The organism is Kribbella sp. (genome assembly GCF_035655035.1).
Taxonomy (GTDB): Bacteria; Actinomycetota; Actinomycetes; order Propionibacteriales; family Kribbellaceae; genus Kribbella.
Genome location: NZ_DASRVN010000627.1, coordinates 1 through 17,779, shown reverse-complemented (window position 1 = coordinate 17,779; position 17,779 = coordinate 1). Strand labels below are relative to the sequence as shown.

The 17,779-nt window shown below is 69.2% G+C and carries 13 protein-coding genes and 1 pseudogene; 4 read left to right on the top strand and 10 right to left on the bottom strand.

Annotated features, from left to right (window positions below; all coding sequences use genetic code 11):
- Window positions 1-70 precede the first annotated feature (70 nt).
- Window positions 71-3,826 (top strand): S8 family peptidase, encoded by a 3,756-nt coding sequence (locus VFF46_RS32795; protein ID WP_325041121.1) that lies wholly within the window; start codon window positions 71-73, stop codon window positions 3,824-3,826.
- Between the two features lie 3 nt (window positions 3,827-3,829).
- Here the strand turns inward: VFF46_RS32795 and VFF46_RS32790 are convergent, their stop codons facing one another.
- The 9 genes from VFF46_RS32790 to VFF46_RS32750 form a co-directional block, all read right to left on the bottom strand.
- The gene (locus tag VFF46_RS32790; protein WP_325041120.1) at window positions 3,830-4,591 is read right to left on the bottom strand and encodes a YebC/PmpR family DNA-binding transcriptional regulator; all 762 of its coding nucleotides are present in this window, start codon (window positions 4,589-4,591) and stop codon (window positions 3,830-3,832) included.
- 32 nt (window positions 4,592-4,623) lie between these two features.
- Window positions 4,624-5,217 (bottom strand): pyridoxal 5'-phosphate synthase glutaminase subunit PdxT, encoded by a 594-nt coding sequence (gene pdxT / locus VFF46_RS32785; RefSeq protein WP_325041119.1) that lies wholly within the window; start codon window positions 5,215-5,217, stop codon window positions 4,624-4,626.
- Window positions 5,214-5,765 (bottom strand): DUF6891 domain-containing protein, encoded by a 552-nt coding sequence (locus VFF46_RS32780; RefSeq protein ID WP_325041118.1) that lies wholly within the window; start codon window positions 5,763-5,765, stop codon window positions 5,214-5,216. The genes pdxT and VFF46_RS32780 overlap by 4 nt, the downstream gene beginning before the upstream one ends.
- Before the next feature lie 23 nt (window positions 5,766-5,788).
- A complete protein-coding gene (locus VFF46_RS32775) occupies window positions 5,789-6,679 on the bottom strand; it encodes a carbohydrate ABC transporter permease (protein ID WP_325041117.1) in 891 nt (296 codons plus the stop codon).
- Window positions 6,676-7,674 carry a sugar ABC transporter permease gene (locus VFF46_RS32770; RefSeq protein ID WP_325041116.1) on the bottom strand — a complete coding sequence of 333 codons (999 nt, stop codon included), beginning with the start codon at window positions 7,672-7,674 and terminating at the stop codon, window positions 6,676-6,678. Before VFF46_RS32770 ends, VFF46_RS32775 begins: the two co-directional genes overlap by 4 nt.
- Complete coding sequence (ngcE, locus tag VFF46_RS32765) at window positions 7,671-9,083, bottom strand: N-acetylglucosamine/diacetylchitobiose ABC transporter substrate-binding protein (RefSeq protein ID WP_325041115.1); 1,413 nt, start codon at window positions 9,081-9,083, stop codon at window positions 7,671-7,673. The genes VFF46_RS32770 and ngcE overlap by 4 nt, the downstream gene beginning before the upstream one ends.
- Window positions 9,084-9,368: 285 nt before the next feature.
- Window positions 9,369-11,996, bottom strand: coding sequence for an ATP-dependent RNA helicase (locus tag VFF46_RS32760; protein ID WP_325041114.1), 2,628 nt, complete (start codon window positions 11,994-11,996; stop codon window positions 9,369-9,371).
- 44 nt (window positions 11,997-12,040) lie between these two features.
- Entirely contained in the window at window positions 12,041-12,934 is an 894-nt protein-coding gene (pdxS, locus tag VFF46_RS32755) for a pyridoxal 5'-phosphate synthase lyase subunit PdxS (protein WP_325041113.1), read from the bottom strand.
- A gap of 72 nt (window positions 12,935-13,006) precedes the next feature.
- On the bottom strand, window positions 13,007-14,359 hold the full coding sequence (locus VFF46_RS32750) for a PLP-dependent aminotransferase family protein (RefSeq protein ID WP_325041112.1): 1,353 nt from the start codon (window positions 14,357-14,359) through the stop codon (window positions 13,007-13,009).
- Window positions 14,360-14,425: 66 nt separating this feature from the next.
- Between VFF46_RS32750 and VFF46_RS32745 the strand changes: the two genes are divergently transcribed.
- Entirely contained in the window at window positions 14,426-16,081 is a 1,656-nt protein-coding gene (locus tag VFF46_RS32745; protein WP_325041111.1) for a bifunctional 3'-5' exonuclease/DNA polymerase, read from the top strand.
- A gap of 68 nt (window positions 16,082-16,149) precedes the next feature.
- Window positions 16,150-16,431 carry a hypothetical protein gene (locus VFF46_RS32740; RefSeq protein WP_325041110.1) on the top strand — a complete coding sequence of 94 codons (282 nt, stop codon included), beginning with the start codon at window positions 16,150-16,152 and terminating at the stop codon, window positions 16,429-16,431.
- Here the strand turns inward: VFF46_RS32740 and VFF46_RS32735 are convergent.
- Complete coding sequence (locus VFF46_RS32735) at window positions 16,416-17,375, bottom strand: sigma-70 family RNA polymerase sigma factor (RefSeq protein ID WP_325041109.1); 960 nt, start codon at window positions 17,373-17,375, stop codon at window positions 16,416-16,418. The genes VFF46_RS32740 and VFF46_RS32735 overlap by 16 nt on opposite strands.
- 51 nt (window positions 17,376-17,426) lie before the next feature.
- Here VFF46_RS32735 and VFF46_RS32730 point away from each other — a divergent pair.
- Window positions 17,427-17,779, top strand: a pseudogene (locus VFF46_RS32730) (cation-translocating P-type ATPase); the annotation flags it as partial.

Sequence of the window (17,779 nt, the reverse complement as noted above, 5' to 3'; positions counted from 1 at the left end):
ACACCCTCTGTGCCAGTCCCTTCCGTCCAAGCTTCCCCGGGCCTCACGCCCGGACGACCCTGGAGGTCCCATGCGCCCGAGATGGCGTCATCCGGTGACCGCGGCCGGCGTACTTCTGTGCGCCGCGGCCGTTCTCTCCGCACCCGCGTCGGCGAGCAGCGCCGACGTCCGCCCGATCGTCGGCTCCACCAAGGCGACCGGCCCGTCCGCGACCGTCACCTTGATCACCGGCGACCGCGCGCGGCTCACCCGGACCAGCGACGGGCAGCCCGTCGTACAGCTGCTGGCCGGCCCCGACGGCATCACGCCCGACTACGAGACCTCCCGCGACGGCGACCGGGTGTACGTGTACCCGTCGTCGGCCGCCGCGGCGCTGTCGGCCGGCCTGGTCGACCGCGAGTTCTTCGACGTGACCGGTCTGGTCGCGCAGGGGTACGACGACGCGCACCAGCAGACCATCCCGGTGATCGCGCAGTACGGCGCCACCGCGCGGACCGCGCTCGCCGCGACGCCTACTCCGTCCGGTGCGACCGAGGCCGCGAAGGCACTGCCCGCAGTCAGGTCGGTGGCGTACCCGGTCAGCAAGGAGCAGGCACACACCGCGTTCGCCGAGCTCACCAACACCACGTCGCGGTCCGGGCGCGGGATCACGAAGCTCTGGCTGGACCGCGCGTTGAAGCCGACGCTCGCGGACTCGACCGCGCAGGTCGGCGCGCCCGTCGCGTGGAAGGCCGGGCTGGACGGCACCGGTTCGACGGTCGCCGTACTGGACACCGGCGTGGATGCCGGGCACCCCGACCTGGCCGGGCGGATCGTGCAGTCGAAGGACTTCACCGAGTCGGCGTACGGCACCGACGACAAGATCGGTCACGGCACGCATGTCGCCTCGACGATCGCCGGCAGCGGCGCGGAGAGCAACGGCAAGGAACGCGGCGTCGCGCCCGGTACCAAGCTGCTGATCGGCAAGGTGCTCGGCGACGGCGGCTCCGGGTCCGAGTCGCAGATCATCGCCGGCATGCAGTGGGCGGTCGACAACAAGGCCGACGCGATCTCGATGAGCCTCGGTGCGCCGGTACCGGCGACCACCTGCGACGACCCGATCGCGCAGGCCGTCACGCGGCTGTCGAACGCCAGCAGCAGCCTGTTCGTGATTGCCGCCGGCAACATGGGCGCCGGACCGGGCACGGTCTCCAGCCCGGGCTGTGCCCCCGAGGCATTGACCGTCGGCGCGGTCGACTCGCACGACGCGACGGCGTACTTCTCCAGCCGCGGCCCGGTCGCCGGTACGCACGTCGAGAAGCCGGAGCTGGCCGCGCCCGGTGTCGCGATCCTGGCCGCCAACGCCGGCGGCCGTGGCGTCTATGCGTACCAGACGATGTCCGGTACGTCGATGGCGACGCCGCACGTCTCCGGTGCCGCCGCGATCGCCAAGCAGGCGAACCCGTCGCTGACCGGCGCGCAACTGAAGAACCTGCTGGTGTCGTCGGCCGACCCGAACATCCCGGGCGACGTCCAGGAGGTCGGCGCCGGACGGCTCGACATCGCCAAGCTGCTGACCACCAAGGTGACCGGCCCGTCATCGGTGTACGGCGGTACGTACGCGTGGCCGCAGACCGGCACCGCCGACAAGACCGTCGGCCTCACGTACACGAACAGCGGCTCGACGCCGATCGACCTCCGCCTCTCGGTGGAACACCTGACCGGCAACGACGGGCGCGCGCTGAACGCCCCGCTCGTCCGGGTACCGCAGCACGTCGTCGTACCGGCGAAGTCGACCGCGACCGTCCCGGTGACCGTCCGCCCCGGGCAGAAGCTCGCCCCGGCGGCGCTCGGTGACGTGACCGCGCGGATCGTTGCCACCAGCAACGGCCAGCGGGTGTCCACGGCATTCAACCTGTATCTGCAGCCGGCCACGGTCTCCGTCAAGGTCACCGTTCTGGACCGCGCCGGGAAGCCCGCTGCGGGTGCGTCGTCGGTCGATCTGATCAACACCGACACCGCGAGCGGTGAGCGGCGGTTCAACTCCGGTGCGACCGAGCAGGTGTTCCAGGTACGGCCGGGGCGCTACTACCTCGGCGCGTACGCGCTGACGCCGCAAGCCGGTGCACCGAGCACAGCGGCGCCCGCGTCGGTCAGCTACCTGGGGCGTCCGGAGCTGATGATCACGCGCGATACGGCGATCGTGCTGGACGCGCGCAAGGCTCAACCGCTGACGGTCTCCACGCAGCGGCCGTCGCAGTTGCAGTCGACCACGCTGACCTTCGAACGGCAGTGGCCGACGTCCTGGCTGCAAAGCGGTTCGATGACGACAAGCTCGCTCACCAAGGAGGCCTACGCGGGCGTCACCGGGACCGTTGCCAAGGGCGACGGATCGTTCGAGTTCGGCCACTGGACGCACCGGATCGCCCCGATCGTCTCCTCGATGCGGACCACCGACGGCCTGACCTTGACGCCCGCTGCACCGCAGGCCGGCGTCAGCAACCTGGACGGCAAGGGCAGCGCGCAACTGGTCGACGGCGGCGCAGGCAGCGCGGCCGAACTGACCAACGCCGGCGGCAAGGTCGCACTGGTCCACCTCGCGGCCGGTGCCAGCGACTCCAGCGTGCAGGCGACCGCTGCCAAGGCCGGGGTGAAGGCGTTGCTGCTCTACCGTGACGACGCCTACAGCTGGCTGCCGTCGGTCGGCTTCACGCCGAACCCTCTCCCGGTCTACAGCCTGCCGAACACCCAGGGCGCCGCGCTGGCGGCGAAACTCGCGGCCGGTGCCGTCACGCTGACCTGGTCGGCGTCGGCGAGTACGCCGTACAGCTACACGCTCGGCTTCTTCAACGACAAGCAGCTGACCACGGCACAGCGGCACGACGTGCGGGACGCCTCGCTCGGCCGGATCACGGCGACGTACAACAGCATGGGCGTGAAGACGAACTTCGGGGACCTGACGTCGGCGATGCGCCCGACCGGTGTCGCGTGGGCGGTCGGCGGCATCGACCAGATCGCCGTGCCGAGCACCCGGACCGAGTACGTGACCGCGGATGGCACGTCGTGGTTCAAGTCGATCATCTCGAGCTTCCCGTGGGGCGAGGTGATGAGCGACCGCTACCGCAGCCTCGCACCGGGCCAGCAGGTCACGGACAGCTGGTACGGCGGTGCGCTCGCGCCGGGGATCCGGGCCGCGAACGACGGTACGCCGCAGCTGATCGCCGAGCGTCAAGGCAGCCTGATCGGAGTCGCGCCGACGATGTGGGAGGACAGTGCAGGGCACTGGGCCGACCAGGGCGGGTTCGGCGACCTCGGCAACCTCGAGCTGAAGCGGGACGGGGTCGTGACGGGCAACAGCTACGACCCGTGGGGCGTGTTCGACGTCCCGTCCGGCGACTCGACCTACGACCTCACGCTGCGGACGGCCAAGATCGGAGCCCCGGCGAAGGCGTGGACCCGGTCGACGTCGACCACGACGACCTGGACGTTCCGGTCACACGAGGAGCCGTCGGTCTCCAGCCGCGCGCTGCCGCTGCTGATGCCCCGGCTGGACCTGCCGGCCGACGGGCTGAAGACGGTCGCGGCCGGCTCCGTGACAGTCCCGGCGCGCTTCGAAGCCAACCCGGGGTACGACGCGGGCGCGCTGACCGCGGCGAAGGTCTGGACGTCCGTCGACGACGGCACCACCTGGACCGAAGGCAGCACCGAACTCACCAAGTCCGGTGCCGACCTGCTCGTGAACCACTCCGGTGACACCGGCAAGCAGGTCTCCCTGCGCGTCGAGCTCACCGACTCGCACGGGGCGAAGGTCACCCAGACCATCACCCGCGCGTACGACGTCCGCTGAGACTCAGCCGACCTCGGCCATGATCTCGTCGGAGACGTCGAAGTTGGCATAAACGTTCTGGACGTCGTCGCTGTCTTCGAGGGCGTCGATCAGGCGGAAGATCTTGCCGGCGCCGTCGGCGTCCAGTTCCACCGTCATCGACGGGACGAACTGGACGTCGGCGGACTCGTAGTCGATGCCGGCGTCCTGCAGGGCGGTCCGGGCCGCGACCATGTCGGTGGCCTCGGTGACGACCTCCCAGGACTCGCCGAGGTCGTTCACCTCGTCGGCGCCGGCCTCCAGGACGGCCTCCATCACGTCGTCCTCGGACAGCGACTTACCGTCCTGCTCCTTGTTCAGCACGATGACGCCCTTGCGGTTGAACAGGTACGCCACCGAGTTCGGGTCGGCGAGCGAGCCGCCGTTGCGGGACATCGCCGTCCGGACGTCCGCGGCCGCCCGGTTCCGGTTGTCGGTGAGGCACTCGACAAGCATCGCCACGCCGTTCGGGCCGTAGCCCTCGTACATGATCGTCTGGTACTCCGCGCCGCCCGCCTCGGCACCGGAGCCACGCTTGACCGCGCGGTCGATGTTGTCGTTCGGGACCGAGGACTTCTTCGCCTTCTGGATGGCGTCGTACAGGGTCGGGTTTCCGCCAGGGTCACCACCGCCCATCCGGGCGGCCACCTCGATGTTCTTGATCAGCTTCGCGAAGAGCTTGCCGCGCTTCGCGTCGATGACGGCCTTCTTGTGCTTCGTGGTGGCCCATTTGGAGTGGCCTGACATGGCGATCCAACCCTTCTTACAGCTGCGAACGTCTAGAGGCCGCGGACCAGCTCGGCGAAGTAGCCGTGCAGCCTGGCGTCCCCGGTCATCTCCGGATGGAAGGACGTGGCCAGCAGCCGATCGTGGCGAACCGCGACGATCCTACCTGTGGCGGGTCCCGACCTCACCGTCGACAATACCTGTACGCCATCACCGACGCGCTCCACCCACGGTGCGCGGATGAACACAGCATGGTACGGCGTGTCGAAACCCGGGAACTCGAGGTCCGCCTCGAACGAGTCCACCTGCCGGCCGAACGCGTTCCGCCGGACCGTCACGTCCAGGCCGCCGAGGGTCTCCTGGCCGCTGATCCCGCCGGTGATCTCGTCGGCCAGCATGATCATCCCGGCGCAGGTCCCGAACACCGGCATCCCGTCCGCGATCCGCTTCTGCAGCGGCTCGAACAGCTCGAACGACCGGGCCAGCTTGTACATCGTGGTCGACTCGCCGCCCGGCAGCACCATCGCGTCGACCTGCTCGAGCTCCGCGGGCCGCCGTACCGCCCGGGCCTCGACGCCCACCGACGTCAGCATCGCGAGGTGCTCCCGCACGTTGCCTTGCAGTGCGAACACACCGATCACGGTCACAGTGTCACTCTCCGTTGCCAGTTGAGGGTGACTTCGATCCGGCCCTCGTCGAAGACCGCGGGCAGGTCGTGCTGGTGCAGCAGCGCGAGCACGTCCTCCAGGAGCGGCTCACCCGGGGCGACGTTGGCGGTGTCGGGGTGCCAGACCTTCAGCTCGAGCATCCCGAAGTCGACGGCGTGCCAGACATCGGTGTCGGTGAAGAACACCAGCCCTCGCGGGTCGTCCGCGGCCTCCAGCGCCTGCCGGGCGATGTGGTGGTCGGTCGTGTACCGGACCACCACCAGGCCGCGGGCATCCAGCTCGCCCAGGACGTCGTCCAGCCGGTCCGGGTCCGTGATCGCGGGCCAGCCGGCGGACTCCTCGTTCAGGTCCATCACGGCCTCGCCGAGCAGCAGCGGTACCAGCGAGGTCGCGTCCATCGACGGCGCGTCCTCCTGGACCGCCTCGGTCAGCGCCGCCGTGATCGCCGCGTGGTCCGCGTACCCGGACCGCACCAGGACGCGGGCCAGGCCACGCAGTTCCCGGGCGGTCCGCTCGTCGACATGCATAACGCCAAGGGTAGTCCGGGGCGCTACTTCACACCTCCGGCGGTCACGGAGACCTGGAGCTGGCGCTGGAAGATGATGTAGACGACCAGCACCGGCGCCACCGTGATCACCACGGCCGCGAACAGCGCGCCGAAGTCCACCGCGTACCCGGCCTGCGACGCGAACGACGCCATACCCTGCGAGAGCACGTAGTTGTTCGAGTTGGTGTTCAGGGCAACGGGCAGCAGGAACTGGTTCCACAACCCGAGGAAGTTGAAGATGGCAACCGAGGCCATGCCCGGCCGCGCCATCGGCAGCATCACCGAAAAGAACGAGCGCCACTCCCCCGCCCCGTCGATCTGCGCCGCCTCGTACACCTCACCCGGCAGCGCCTTGAAGAACGAGTGCAGGAAGAACACCGTGAACGGCAGCGCGAACGCGACGTACGTGATGATCAGCCCTGGCAGGGTGTTCAGCAGCGAGAGGTTCTTCAGAACGAAGAACAGCGGCACGATCGCCAGGAACACCGGGAACGTCAGGCCGCCCAGCATCGCGTAGTAGATCACCCGGTTACCCGGGAACGTGAACCTGGCCAGCACGTACGCGCACATCGCCCCGAGGACCATCACCAGCACCAGCGCGGAGCCGACGACGATCACCGTGTTCACGAAGTACTGGCCGATGCCGGCCGTCGTCCACGCGTTGGCGTAGTTGCTGAACCGCAGCTTGCCCGGCAGCGACAGCGGGTTGCCGAGGACCTCCTGCGTCGACTTGAACGAGGACAGCACCGTCCACACCAGCGGCAGGATCACCAGCAGCGACCAGATGATCAGCGCGATGTGGGCGGTGGTGGCGACGCCCCGGCCCTCGCGGGACCCGCTGCCGCGGGCGCGCGATCCGGCGGCCACCTGGGCTCCGTCGGCGGTCGTTGTCATCTGCGTACCTTCCGCTCACGTCCGCCGGTCAGTGCGTTCACCAGGAAGACCACGAGCGCGAACAGCATCGTCACGGCGGCGAGGATCACGCCCATCGCCGTCGAGTAGCCGAACTGCCCCTTGGTGAAGGCCGTGGTGAACAGTTGCTGGGGCATCACCAGCGTCGAGTTCTGCGGGCCGCCGCCGGGGTTCAGCGCCTGCATGTAGACGAACGCGTCGAGCGCGGCGATGCCGAGATAGATGTACGCCGTCTGCACGTTGTCGCGGATCAGCGGCAGCGTCAGGAAGACCGCCGTCCGGAACCGGCCGGCGCCGTCGATCCGGGCCGCCTCGAACACCTCCGGGTCGATCCCCCGGATGGCGGCGATGAACAGCACCATGTAGAAACCGACGAAGCCCCAGATCATCACGAACATCGAGGCCGGCATCGCGGTTCGCGCGTCCCCGAGCCAGGCGTAGTTCGCGAACTGGTGCAGCCCGATCTTCGACAGTACGGCGTCCAGGATGCCCGAGCCCGGCGTGAACACCTGCGCCCAGATCAGGCCGATCACGATCGCCGGGATCACGTACGGAAAGAACGAGACGATCCGGTAGAAACCGGAGTTCCGCAGGCCGCGGACGGTCCCGGTGCCGGAGCCGCCGATCGTCACCAGCGTGGCCAGCGTCAGCGCCAGCACGATCGTCACCAGCGGCACCACGATCGCGAGCTCGATGTTGTTCCGGACGGCCTTCAGGAAGATGTCGTCGTGGAACAGCTTCACGTAGTTGTCGAAGCCGACGAAGTTCATCCCCGAGCTGAACCCCGACCAGTCGGTCAGCGAGTAGTACAGGGCCTGCACGAACGGCGAGACCACGAAGACCACGAAGATGACCAGCGGCAGGCCGAGGAACACGACCATGAAGCTGACCCGGTCGAACGTCAGCGGGCGGCGGCGCCGCCGGGGGGCGGATCGCTTGGACCCGCCCCCCGTCACGACGTCTTGTGTCACGGTCACTTCGTGACCGGGATCTTCTTGACGGAGCTGTCGTTGCGCACCTTGTCGGTGATCTGCTGCAGGCCCTTCGTCAGGCCGGCCGCGTCCAGCTGGCCGGACAGGAACGAGTTCCAGACCACCAGCTGGTCGGCGTTCATGCCGTACAGGCTGAACACCTGGTAGTCGAAGACGTTGGTGCCGGCGGCGTCCAGCATCTGCGTCTGCGACTGCAGAGCGGTCGAGCCGAAGCCGTCAGCCGGCACCAGGCCCTTGACGATCGTCGGCGCCAGCCGCGTCTTGGAGAAGTTGGTCGCCGCGTCCTTGGACAGCATCGCCCGCAGCAGTTCCTTGCCACCGGCCACGTTCTTGGCCTTCGACGGGACGATGTACGGCTCACCGGCCGCGCTGCGCAGAGTCGCGTACGGCAGCTTGGAGTTGGCGGTCAGCGTGGGCTCCGGGATGCCCTTCATGTCGAAGCCCGCCTTGGTGGCCTTCTTCATCTCGTTCTCGATCCAGGAACCCGACGGGTACAGGATCGCCATCTGGTCGTTGCTCCACTTCGCCTGCGCGGCGGTGAACTGGGTGCCGGCGCCACCGGGCACGAAGTACCCGCTCTTGACCATGGTCTCCATGGCCTTGAAGACGCCCTGGATCTCCGGCTTCGACCAGCAGTCGGCCTCGAGGTTGCCGAGCGCCAGCCGGACCGGGTCGCCACCCTCCTTGATCGCCGAGTCGACGGCCAGCGTCTGGTAGTAGGTCGCGGCCTCCTTGCCCCAGACGAACAGGTACTTGCCCTTGGCCTTCGCCTTGGCGCCCAGGGCCAGCAGGTCCTCGTAGGTCTTCGGCGGGGTCCAGCCGTTCGCCTTGAACAGGCTGTCGGAGTACCACAGGCCATACAGCGTGAGGACGTAGTTGATCGCCACGAACTTGTCGCCGAACGTGCCCGGCGCCTTGACGCCGGCGTACAGCGTGTCGGCGATCTTCTTGCCCTCGTAGTTGTTGGCCTCGAAGACGTCGTCCAGGGTCTCCAACTGCTCCAGGATCGTGTTGAAGCCGATCTGGTTCGCGCCGGAGTTGTCGATCAGGTCCGGCGGGTTGCCGCCGACGAAGCGCGGCTGCAGCTGCTGGGCGATCTGCGTGGACGGCGAGACCTTGACGGTCGAGCCGGACTGCTTCTTCTGCACGATGTCGGCCGCGAACGTCACGTAGTCGTAGCCGTAACCGCCGTTGAAGATCACCGCGTCGACGGTCGACTTGGCCGCCATACCGAACGGGTTGTCCGCGCTCTTCGTCCCGCCCTGCTGCGAGGTGCTACCGGTGTTACCACTGGACGCGCAACTCGCGAGCGCGCCGCTCAGAGGTACCACCGCGGCCGCCGCCAGGCTCCCCCGCAGGAATCCCCGTCGTCCGATCTTGCTGGTCTCGCTCATCTGGTCTTGCCTCTTCTCACTAGATTCCCGACGGTGCTGATTCACACCTGCCCCTATGTGCTGAGCGTTCCCCGTTCCGTGGCGGCCAGCGCTCGGCGCGGCTGGTTGCCCACGTTCCAGCCACACGATCGGCAGCGGGGCCACTCGGCCGCACTGCTGCCCGAGGTATTTACGCATTGTCTTGACCAAAGTCGTTCGGCGTCAAGCCTCAAGACGGCGAGTCCTGGACCCCGCAACCGGCGGCCGACCAGCCCTGAACGACGTCTGGAATGCACGACCCCACGCTTACCGTCCTTCACCGGGACCGCGACCGACGCGCCCAATCCGATCCCATTTCGTGACCTCGAAGGGATCTTCCGGCCAGGGATGGCGGGGGTAGCGGCCACGCAGGTCGGCTCGCACCTGGGGATAGCCCTGCTTCCAGAACGAGGCCAGATCGCTGGTGATCGCGACCGGGCGCCTTGCGGGCGAGAGCAGGTGCAGGACGACCGGGACACGGCCGTCCGCGACGACCGGGGTGGCGGTCCAGCCGAACACTTCCTGGAGTTTTACGGCGAGGACCGGTGGTTCGGCGCCGTCGTACGTCAGTCGTACCTCGGAACCTGATGGGACCTTGAGCCGCTCGGGTGCGAGTTCGCCGAAACGGGTTGCCGCCGGCCACGGTAGTAGCCGGCGGAGCGCCGAAGTCACGTCGATGCGGGCGAGATCGCTCGAGCGTCGGACCGTGGCGAGCTCGGTGCCCAGCCATTCGTCAACGTGTGCGAGGAGTGCTTCGTCGTCTACCGCGGGCCACGGGGCTCCGAGGTGGGCGTGGCAGAACGCGAGCCGTTCCCGCAAGGAGAGTGCTGCCTGTGACCAGCGCAGTACGGAGAGACCGCTGCGGCGGATCCCGTCGCGGACCGCTGCCTGGACGAGCAGCGGGTCGGGGTTTGTCAGCGGTACGTCGTTGAGCACGATCGCGCCGAGCGCCTCCACGCGCCGCGTCACCACCCGGCCGTCGTCCCAGCGGATCTGGTCCGTGGTCGTGACCAGGTCACCCGCGACGTCACGCGCCGTACGCTCGTCGATCGGCGCCGCGGAACGAATCCTCGCGTCAGCACGCCCCGGCGCCCGATCCGCAACCGCAATCGCCAGCCAGGCCGTAGACCGCAACGACGACTCCGCATCCAGCACGGCACCCGTCCCACCAGACATCTGATAGGTCGCCGACCCAGCACCCCTTATCCGCCCAACCCGCTCCGGATAAGCCAACCCCACCACGACCCCCACCGCCAGATCATCCGGCACACCCCGCCCCACCACGCCCTCGCCCGGCACGCCGTGTGTGCCGGCTGTGCGAGGCGCTGGTCCCGGCGCCGCCTCCCTCGACCGGCCGACCTGCCCGTTGGCTGTCGGTCGTACACCAGCTGCGGCCGACGGATCGCTCGTGCCTCGGGTGAGGCGTTTTGTTTCTTCTCGCCAGCGGGCGGTGGCTGTGCGGTTCTCGCTGCGGCGGAGGGCTTGCCAGCGGGCAGGGAGGTCGTCGCCGAGGTCGCGGGCGGAGTCGTCGGAGAGCATCGCGACGATCTCGCCCGCCCGTTCGGCGCCCACCCGCGGCGTACCGTCCAGCAACGCACGCGCCAACCGCGGATGCGCCCCGATCGCCGCCATCCGCCGTCCCCGCTCGGTGATCCGGCCATCGTTGTCAACGGCATCGAGACGCCGCAGCAACTCGGTCGCCGCGTTCATCGCCACCACCGGCGGTGCGTCGAGCAAGGTCAGACCGTCACCAGCAGGCGCACCCCACGCCGCGAGATCGAGCGCGAACGACGCCAGATCGGCGATCGCGATCTCCGGCGCCGGATGATCGTCGAGATGCGAGTGATCAGTAGCAGACCAGCACCGATACACCCGACCAGGCGCCTCCCGCCCGGCCCGACCCGCGCGCTGATCGGCCGACGACCGCGACACCCGGCAGGTGACCAACGACCCGAGCCCCCGCGACTGATCGGTCCGCGGCTCCCGGGCAAGCCCCGAGTCCACCACAACCCGAACCCCAGGCACCGTCAGCGAGCTCTCCGCCACCGACGTCGTCACCACGATCCGGCGACTGCTGCCCGGGGCCAACGCACGCGCCTGTTCGGCCCGCGACTGCCGACCGAACAAAGGCAATACATTCTCACCGGCCAACCGGCGACTGACACCGTTGATCTCGGCCTCCCCGGGCACGAACACGAGGATGTCACCCTCGTCGTCGGCCAGCGCACGCCGAACAACAGCCGCGACATGATCCAGCAGCCGCGGGTCCACCCGCCCACCGGGAAGCAGCGGTACGGCGACCGGCGGCGGCGTCCACTCGACCGCCACGTCGAACATCGCGGCAGACGCAGTGACCACACGCGCCGTACCTAGAACGCGACTCAACCCGACCGTGTCCGCCGTCGCCGAGGTGGCGACGATCGCCAGGTCTTCGCGAAGATTCTCCCGAACGTCGACGCAGAACGCGAGCAGCAGATCGGCATCGAGATGCCGCTCGTGACACTCGTCGATCACGATCGCGGAGACACCCGGCAGCTCAGGATTCTGCTGCAACCGCCGTACGAGCAGACCCGTCGTCACCACCTCGACGCGAAGTCCCTTGCCGCCGCTCCGTTCACCGCGCATCGCGTAGCCGATCCGCTGCCCGAGCGGTTCACCGACCAGCATCGCCAGCCGCGCCGCAGCCGCACGGGTCGCCAGCCTCCGCGGCTCAGCGACGACGATCGTGCCCCCGAGTGCATCGCCCAACGCCAACGGCAGCAGCGAAGTCTTGCCCGATCCAGGCGGCGCAACCAGCACCGCAGTACCGCGCGAACGCACCGCGTCAACCACCGCGGGCAGAACTGCCCGAACAGGCAGATCCGCCCCCGGCACCGACGATTCAGGCAGCAACACACCCCGACGCTAACCGACCAGCGGTCAGCGCCGGGTCAGCTCTACTACCAGCCACGCTCCGCGAGCCGGTGCGGCTGCGGGATTTCGTCGACGTTGATACCGACCATCGCCTCGCCCAGGCCGCGGGAGACCTTGGCGATCACGTCGGGGTCGTCGTGGAAGGTGGTGGCCTTGACGATGGCCTCCGCGCGCTGGGCCGGGTTGCCGGACTTGAAGATGCCGGAGCCGACGAAGACGCCCTCGGCGCCGAGCTGCATCATCATCGCGGCGTCGGCCGGGGTGGCGATGCCACCGGCGGTGAACAGTACGACGGGCAGCTTGCCGAGGGAGGCAACCTCCTTGACCAGCTCGTACGGCGCCTGCAGTTCCTTCGCCGCCACGTACAGCTCGTCCTCCGGCAGGCTCTGCAGCCGGCGGATCTCCTGGCGGATCTGGCGCATGTGGGTGGTCGCGTTGGACACGTCGCCGGTGCCGGCCTCGCCCTTGGAGCGGATCATCGCCGCGCCCTCGGTGATCCGGCGCAGCGCCTCGCCGAGGTTGGTCGCGCCGCAGACGAACGGCACGGTGAACTGCCACTTGTCGATGTGGTTCGCGTAGTCGGCCGGGGTGAGCACCTCGGACTCGTCGATGTAGTCGACGCCGAGGCTCTGCAGCACCTGCGCCTCGACGAAGTGACCGATCCGGGCCTTGGCCATCACCGGGATCGAGACGGCGCCGATGATCGAGTCGATCATGTCCGGATCGCTCATCCGGGACACGCCGCCCTGCGCGCGGATGTCGGCCGGGACCCGCTCCAGCGCCATCACCGCGACCGCGCCGGCGTCCTCGGCGATCTTCGCCTGCTCGGCGGTCACGACGTCCATGATCACGCCGCCCTTGAGCATCTCCGCCATGCCGCGCTTCACCTTCGCGGTACCGGTCTCGTTCTCCTGGCTCACTGCATCCTCCTGGTCGTCGGGCTCGCTTCCAGGCTAGGAGGTGCCGGGCACCTATCTTCAGTCCACTCCGAATCAAGTGGACTGAAGCGCCTCCCCCAGTCGGGCCACCACCAGGCGCAAGGTGGCCGGCGGCGCGGTGAACGGGATCCGGATGTGCCGGCGGTCGGTCGCGTCCGGCGTGAACAGATCACCGGCCCCGAGCAGCAGCGCCCGCTCCCGGGCGGCCTCCAGTACCCGCCGCGCCCTGGTCTCGGTCAGCTCCAGCCAGAGCGTCATCCCGCCCGTCGGCGTGGCCCACGCCACACCCTCCAGACTCCGCAGTCCGCTCTCCAACGCGTTCAGATTGGCCCGCAGGCGCGTCCGCCGCCGCCCGATCACCTTGTCGAGCTTCGGAACGATCGCCTGCGCCAGCAGGTCGTCCAACGCACTGGGCGAGGCCACACTGAGCTGTGCCGCCGTGTTGATGCGCCTGCGCAACTGCTTACCGGTCCGCACCCACCCAACCCGCAACCCACCCCACACCGTCTTGGAAAGCGACCCGACGCTGACAGTCCTGGGATATCGGCTCAGCGGCTCGGCCTGCTTCCCATTCGCCAACCACAACGGCCGCATGGTCTCGTCACTGATCAGAGCCGCCCCATAACGCCGGGCGATCTCCACGACGGCCTGCCGCCGATCAGCAGGCAGACTCAGCCCCGTCGGATTGTGATTGTCCGCTTGCAGATAGATCACCTTCGGCCGATGCCGACGGCACAGATGCGCGAGCTGATCGGTGTCCCACACCCCAGCAGGCCACCCCGCCACGTCCAGCCGATGCTTACGTAGCAGATCGAACGCAGCCGGGTACGTCGGCGTCTCGGTGATCGCCACACCCGGCCCGAGGTCCAACCCGGCCAGGGCCGCGTTCAACCCAGCCGCCGCCCCGACAGTCAACGTGAGCTGCTCCGGCTCGGTAGGAACGCCCTCCTTGGTCAGGCGCTCGGCCAACGCGGCTCTGAGCTCCACTGAACCGCCCGGCGGCGGCCCGTCCCCACCCATTGCCTGCGGCAACCCGTCCTGCACGATCTGGGCGGCCGCCTCCGCCACGTCGTGCGGTGCGGCCGTCGTCGCGAACCGCAGGTCCAGTACCGGCCGGTCCCCCGCCGTCACGGTCGACGCCGGCGCCACCGGATCCAGCAGCCGGTCCAGCGGACGGACGACGGTCCCGGAGCCGCGCTTCGTCTCCAGTACGCCGTCCCGCCGCAGGTTCTCCAGCGCCCGTACGACGGTCACCCGGCTGACCCCGAGCCGCTCCGCGAGCACCCGCTCCGACGGCAGCCGGGACCCGATCGAGAGGTCGCCGCGCTCGATCCGCCGCAGTACCAGCCCCTCGACCTGCTCGGTCTTGGTGCCGTCCGCCGTATCCAGGTCCCCCACCCGCCACATAAGTCCAGCTTCCCACAACTGGCCTCATCGTCGCCGAGTGTCCGTCGTGGGTGCTTGGATTCGGGTATGGACGAACGGTGGGCGATCGCCCCGGCCGAGGGCGGTGGCGCGACGCTGGTCGCGTTGCACCCGGACGGGCAGCCCGCCGGGGAGGTGCTGCACGAGCCGGATCTGGTCGCGGCGGTGGCCTCCCGGCCGCAGGTGGCGCGCTGGGTGTGGCGGTCGACGGCGGAGCTCTACCCGCGGCTGCTCGCTGCGGGCGTTCGGGTGGAGCGGTGCTACGACATCGAGAACACCGAGGGCCTGCTGCTCGGCCACGAGGGCCGGCTCGGCGAGCCACGGTCCGCCGCGGCCGCGTGGGGCCGGCTGAGCGGCGGCCCGGTGCCGGCCGATCCCCCGCTGCGCGCCGTCGTGCCGGGTGAGCAGTCGTCGCTGTTCGAGATCGCCGCGGAGCCGGTCCCGTTCAACGCGCTGCTGAAGGTGTACGCCGACCAGCTCCGGCGGCACGGTCTCGCGGAGTATCCCGACCGCATGCGGTTGCTCACGGCATCGGAATCGTCCGCGATGCTGATCGCCGCCGAGATGGACCTGGCCGGGCTGCCGTGGAGCGCCGACGCGCACCGGGCGGTGCTCAGCGAGCTGCTCGGCGAGCGGTTCGCGGGATCGGGCGAGCCGCGCCGGCTGACCGAGCTCGCGGACGAGATCTCGGCGGCGTTCGGGCACCGGGTGCGGCCGGAGCTGCCCGCCGACGTACTGAAGGCGTTCAAGCAGGCCGGGTACCAGGTGAAGTCGACGCGGAAGTGGGAGCTCGAACACCTGGACCATCCGGCGGTGGCGCCGTTGCTGGAGTACAAGAAGCTCTACCGGATCTACACGGCGAACGGGTGGACCTGGCTGAACGACTGGGTCCACGACGGGCGGTTCCGGCCCGGATTCCTGCCGGGTGGGACGGTGTCGGGTCGCTGGGTGACCAACGGCGGTGGCGGGCTGCAGATCCCGAAGGTGATCCGGCGGGCGGTGGTCGCGGACCCCGGGTGGCGGCTGGTGGTCGCCGACGCGTCCCAGCTCGAGCCGCGGGTGCTGGCCGCGATCTCGCGGGACCGGGCGCTGATGGAGGTCGCGAGCGATCCGGGCGACCTGTACAAGGCGGTGTCGGACCGGGCGTTCTCCGGCGACCGCGCGCAGGCCAAGATCGCCGTACTGGGCGCCATCTACGGGCAGACGTCGGGCGACGGACTGAAGAACCTGGCGATGCTGCGCAAGCGGTTCCCGCAGGCGGTCGGGTACGTCGACGACGCGGCGCGGGCGGGTGAGGAGGGCCGGCTGGTCCGTACGTACCTCGGCCGCACCTGCCCGCCGAGCGGCCACCCGCTCGACGAGGCGCTCCTCGAAGGGCCGCCCGCAGAGGTCCCCGCCACCGACCCACGGCACGCCCGCGCCCGCGGCCGCTTCACCCGCAACTTCGTCGTCCAGGGCTCCGCCGCCGACTGGGCCCTGCTCCTGCTGGGTGCTCTGCGGCAGTCGCTCGCACCCTTGAAGGCGGAGCTGGTCTTCTTCCAGCACGACGAGGTCATCGTCCACTGCCCGGCCGACGAAGCCGACCAGGTAGCCGCCGCGATCCAGCAGGCGGGCGACCTCGCCGGCACCCTCACCTTCGGCCCCACCCCCACCAACTTCGCGTTCACCACCGCGACCGTCCAGGTCTACGCGGACGCGAAGTAGGAGGGAAGAATGACCCTCTCGCGACAGTACATTGCTTGCGTTCCGTCACCGATATTCGGAGGCTAAAGATGGCCAACTACGGCAGGCGCATTCCTGGATTTGTCGAGGGCAATCAACGGGGTCCGATGCCTGGCAGCATCGAGGAACGGCAGGCGAAAGAGAAGGCAGAGCAGGAAAGAAAGAAGCAAGCGGCCAAGGACGCGGCCAAGACGGCGAAGAGCGCGGCGAAAAGTGACCGGAAGTCGATGGACGCCAACGCGCGAACGAACACCGCAATGGCACGGGGCGGCACCGTTTCCGGCCGCACGGCCGCGCGCCTGGCCAAGGGCAAGAGTCAAATGGGCAAGTAACAGCCGGGTAATCCGTGGAGCTGGTGATCGGTGGTCTCGAAGGCAGTGATCTCCGCAATCCGGCCATGTTCTATGCGGAAGACGTCCACGGCGAACAATCGATAGGTGGATCCGCCTGGAGGTCGGAGATAGGCGGCCAAAGCCGGCTGGCGGTTGACCGTCGTCGGATGGAATCGCCAGCGGCCGCCGAAGTTCGGCGTCAGCGAGCGCAATGCGTCCTCCCGTCCCTGGAACCAGAACGGGTACGGCGGCATCGTGAGGCGGACGTCTTCGTGCATCAGGGCGGCCAGGGCCTCGGGGTCGGCGTTGTCCCAGGCGGTCACGTAGCGGGCCAGGAGTTTGCGCTCGTCGTCGGACGGGTCGCGGGCCGTCCACTCGGAGCGGTGCGGTGGCAGGTGTTCGCGCAGTACCGGGCGGGCTCGTTGGAGGGCTGAGTTCACGGCCGGTACCGACAGGTCGACGGCCGCGGCGGTCTCCCGGGCGGACCAGCCGAGGACGTCGCGGAAGATCAGGACCGCGCGCTGCCGCGGCGGCAGGTGCTGGATCGCGATCAGGAACGCCAGCTCGATCGTCTCCCGGCGGATCGCGGTCGCGTCCGGCTCCTCGGAACGGTCGAGCAGTACGTCGGGGAACGGCTGCAGCCACGGTACGTCCTCGCGCGGCGGCAGCGCCGTCGCCGGGAACGACGCCGGCTCCAGCTGGTACGGCAGCACCCGCTGCGGGCGCCGTACGTCGTCGATGCACACGTTCGTCGCGATCCGGTACAGCCACGCCCGCAGCGACGAGCGGCCCTCGAAGCTCTCCCGGCCGCGCCACGCCCGCAGCAGGGTCTCCTGCACCGCGTCCTCGGCGTCGTCGAAGGACCCGAGCATCCGGTAGCAGTGCACGCGCAGCTCGTGCCGGAACCGCTCGGCCTCCTCCTCGAACCCGTCCACGACGTCCATTCAATCCGACGTTCGCCCCGGTACGCTGGTCCGCGCCGAGGAGGACGTCTGATGGGCAGTGGGCTGACCGCCGCGGAGGTCGCGGAGCGTGTCGCCGACGGCCGGACCAACGCTGTCCAGGTCCGTACCAGCCGGACGTTCGGGCAGATCGTCCGGGCGAACGTGTTCACGTTCTTCAACGGGCTCCTCGGCACGCTGCTGGTCGCCGTGATCGCCACCGGCAGCTGGCAGAATGCCCTCTTCGGCTTCGTGATCCTGACGAACTCCGGGATCGGCATCTTCCAGGAGCTGCGCGCCAAACGGACCCTGGACCGGCTCGCGCTGCTCAACGTCACGCACGTGCGGGTGGTCCGCGACGGCGAGGTCCACGAGGTCGGGATCGCCGACGTCGTCCAGGACGACCT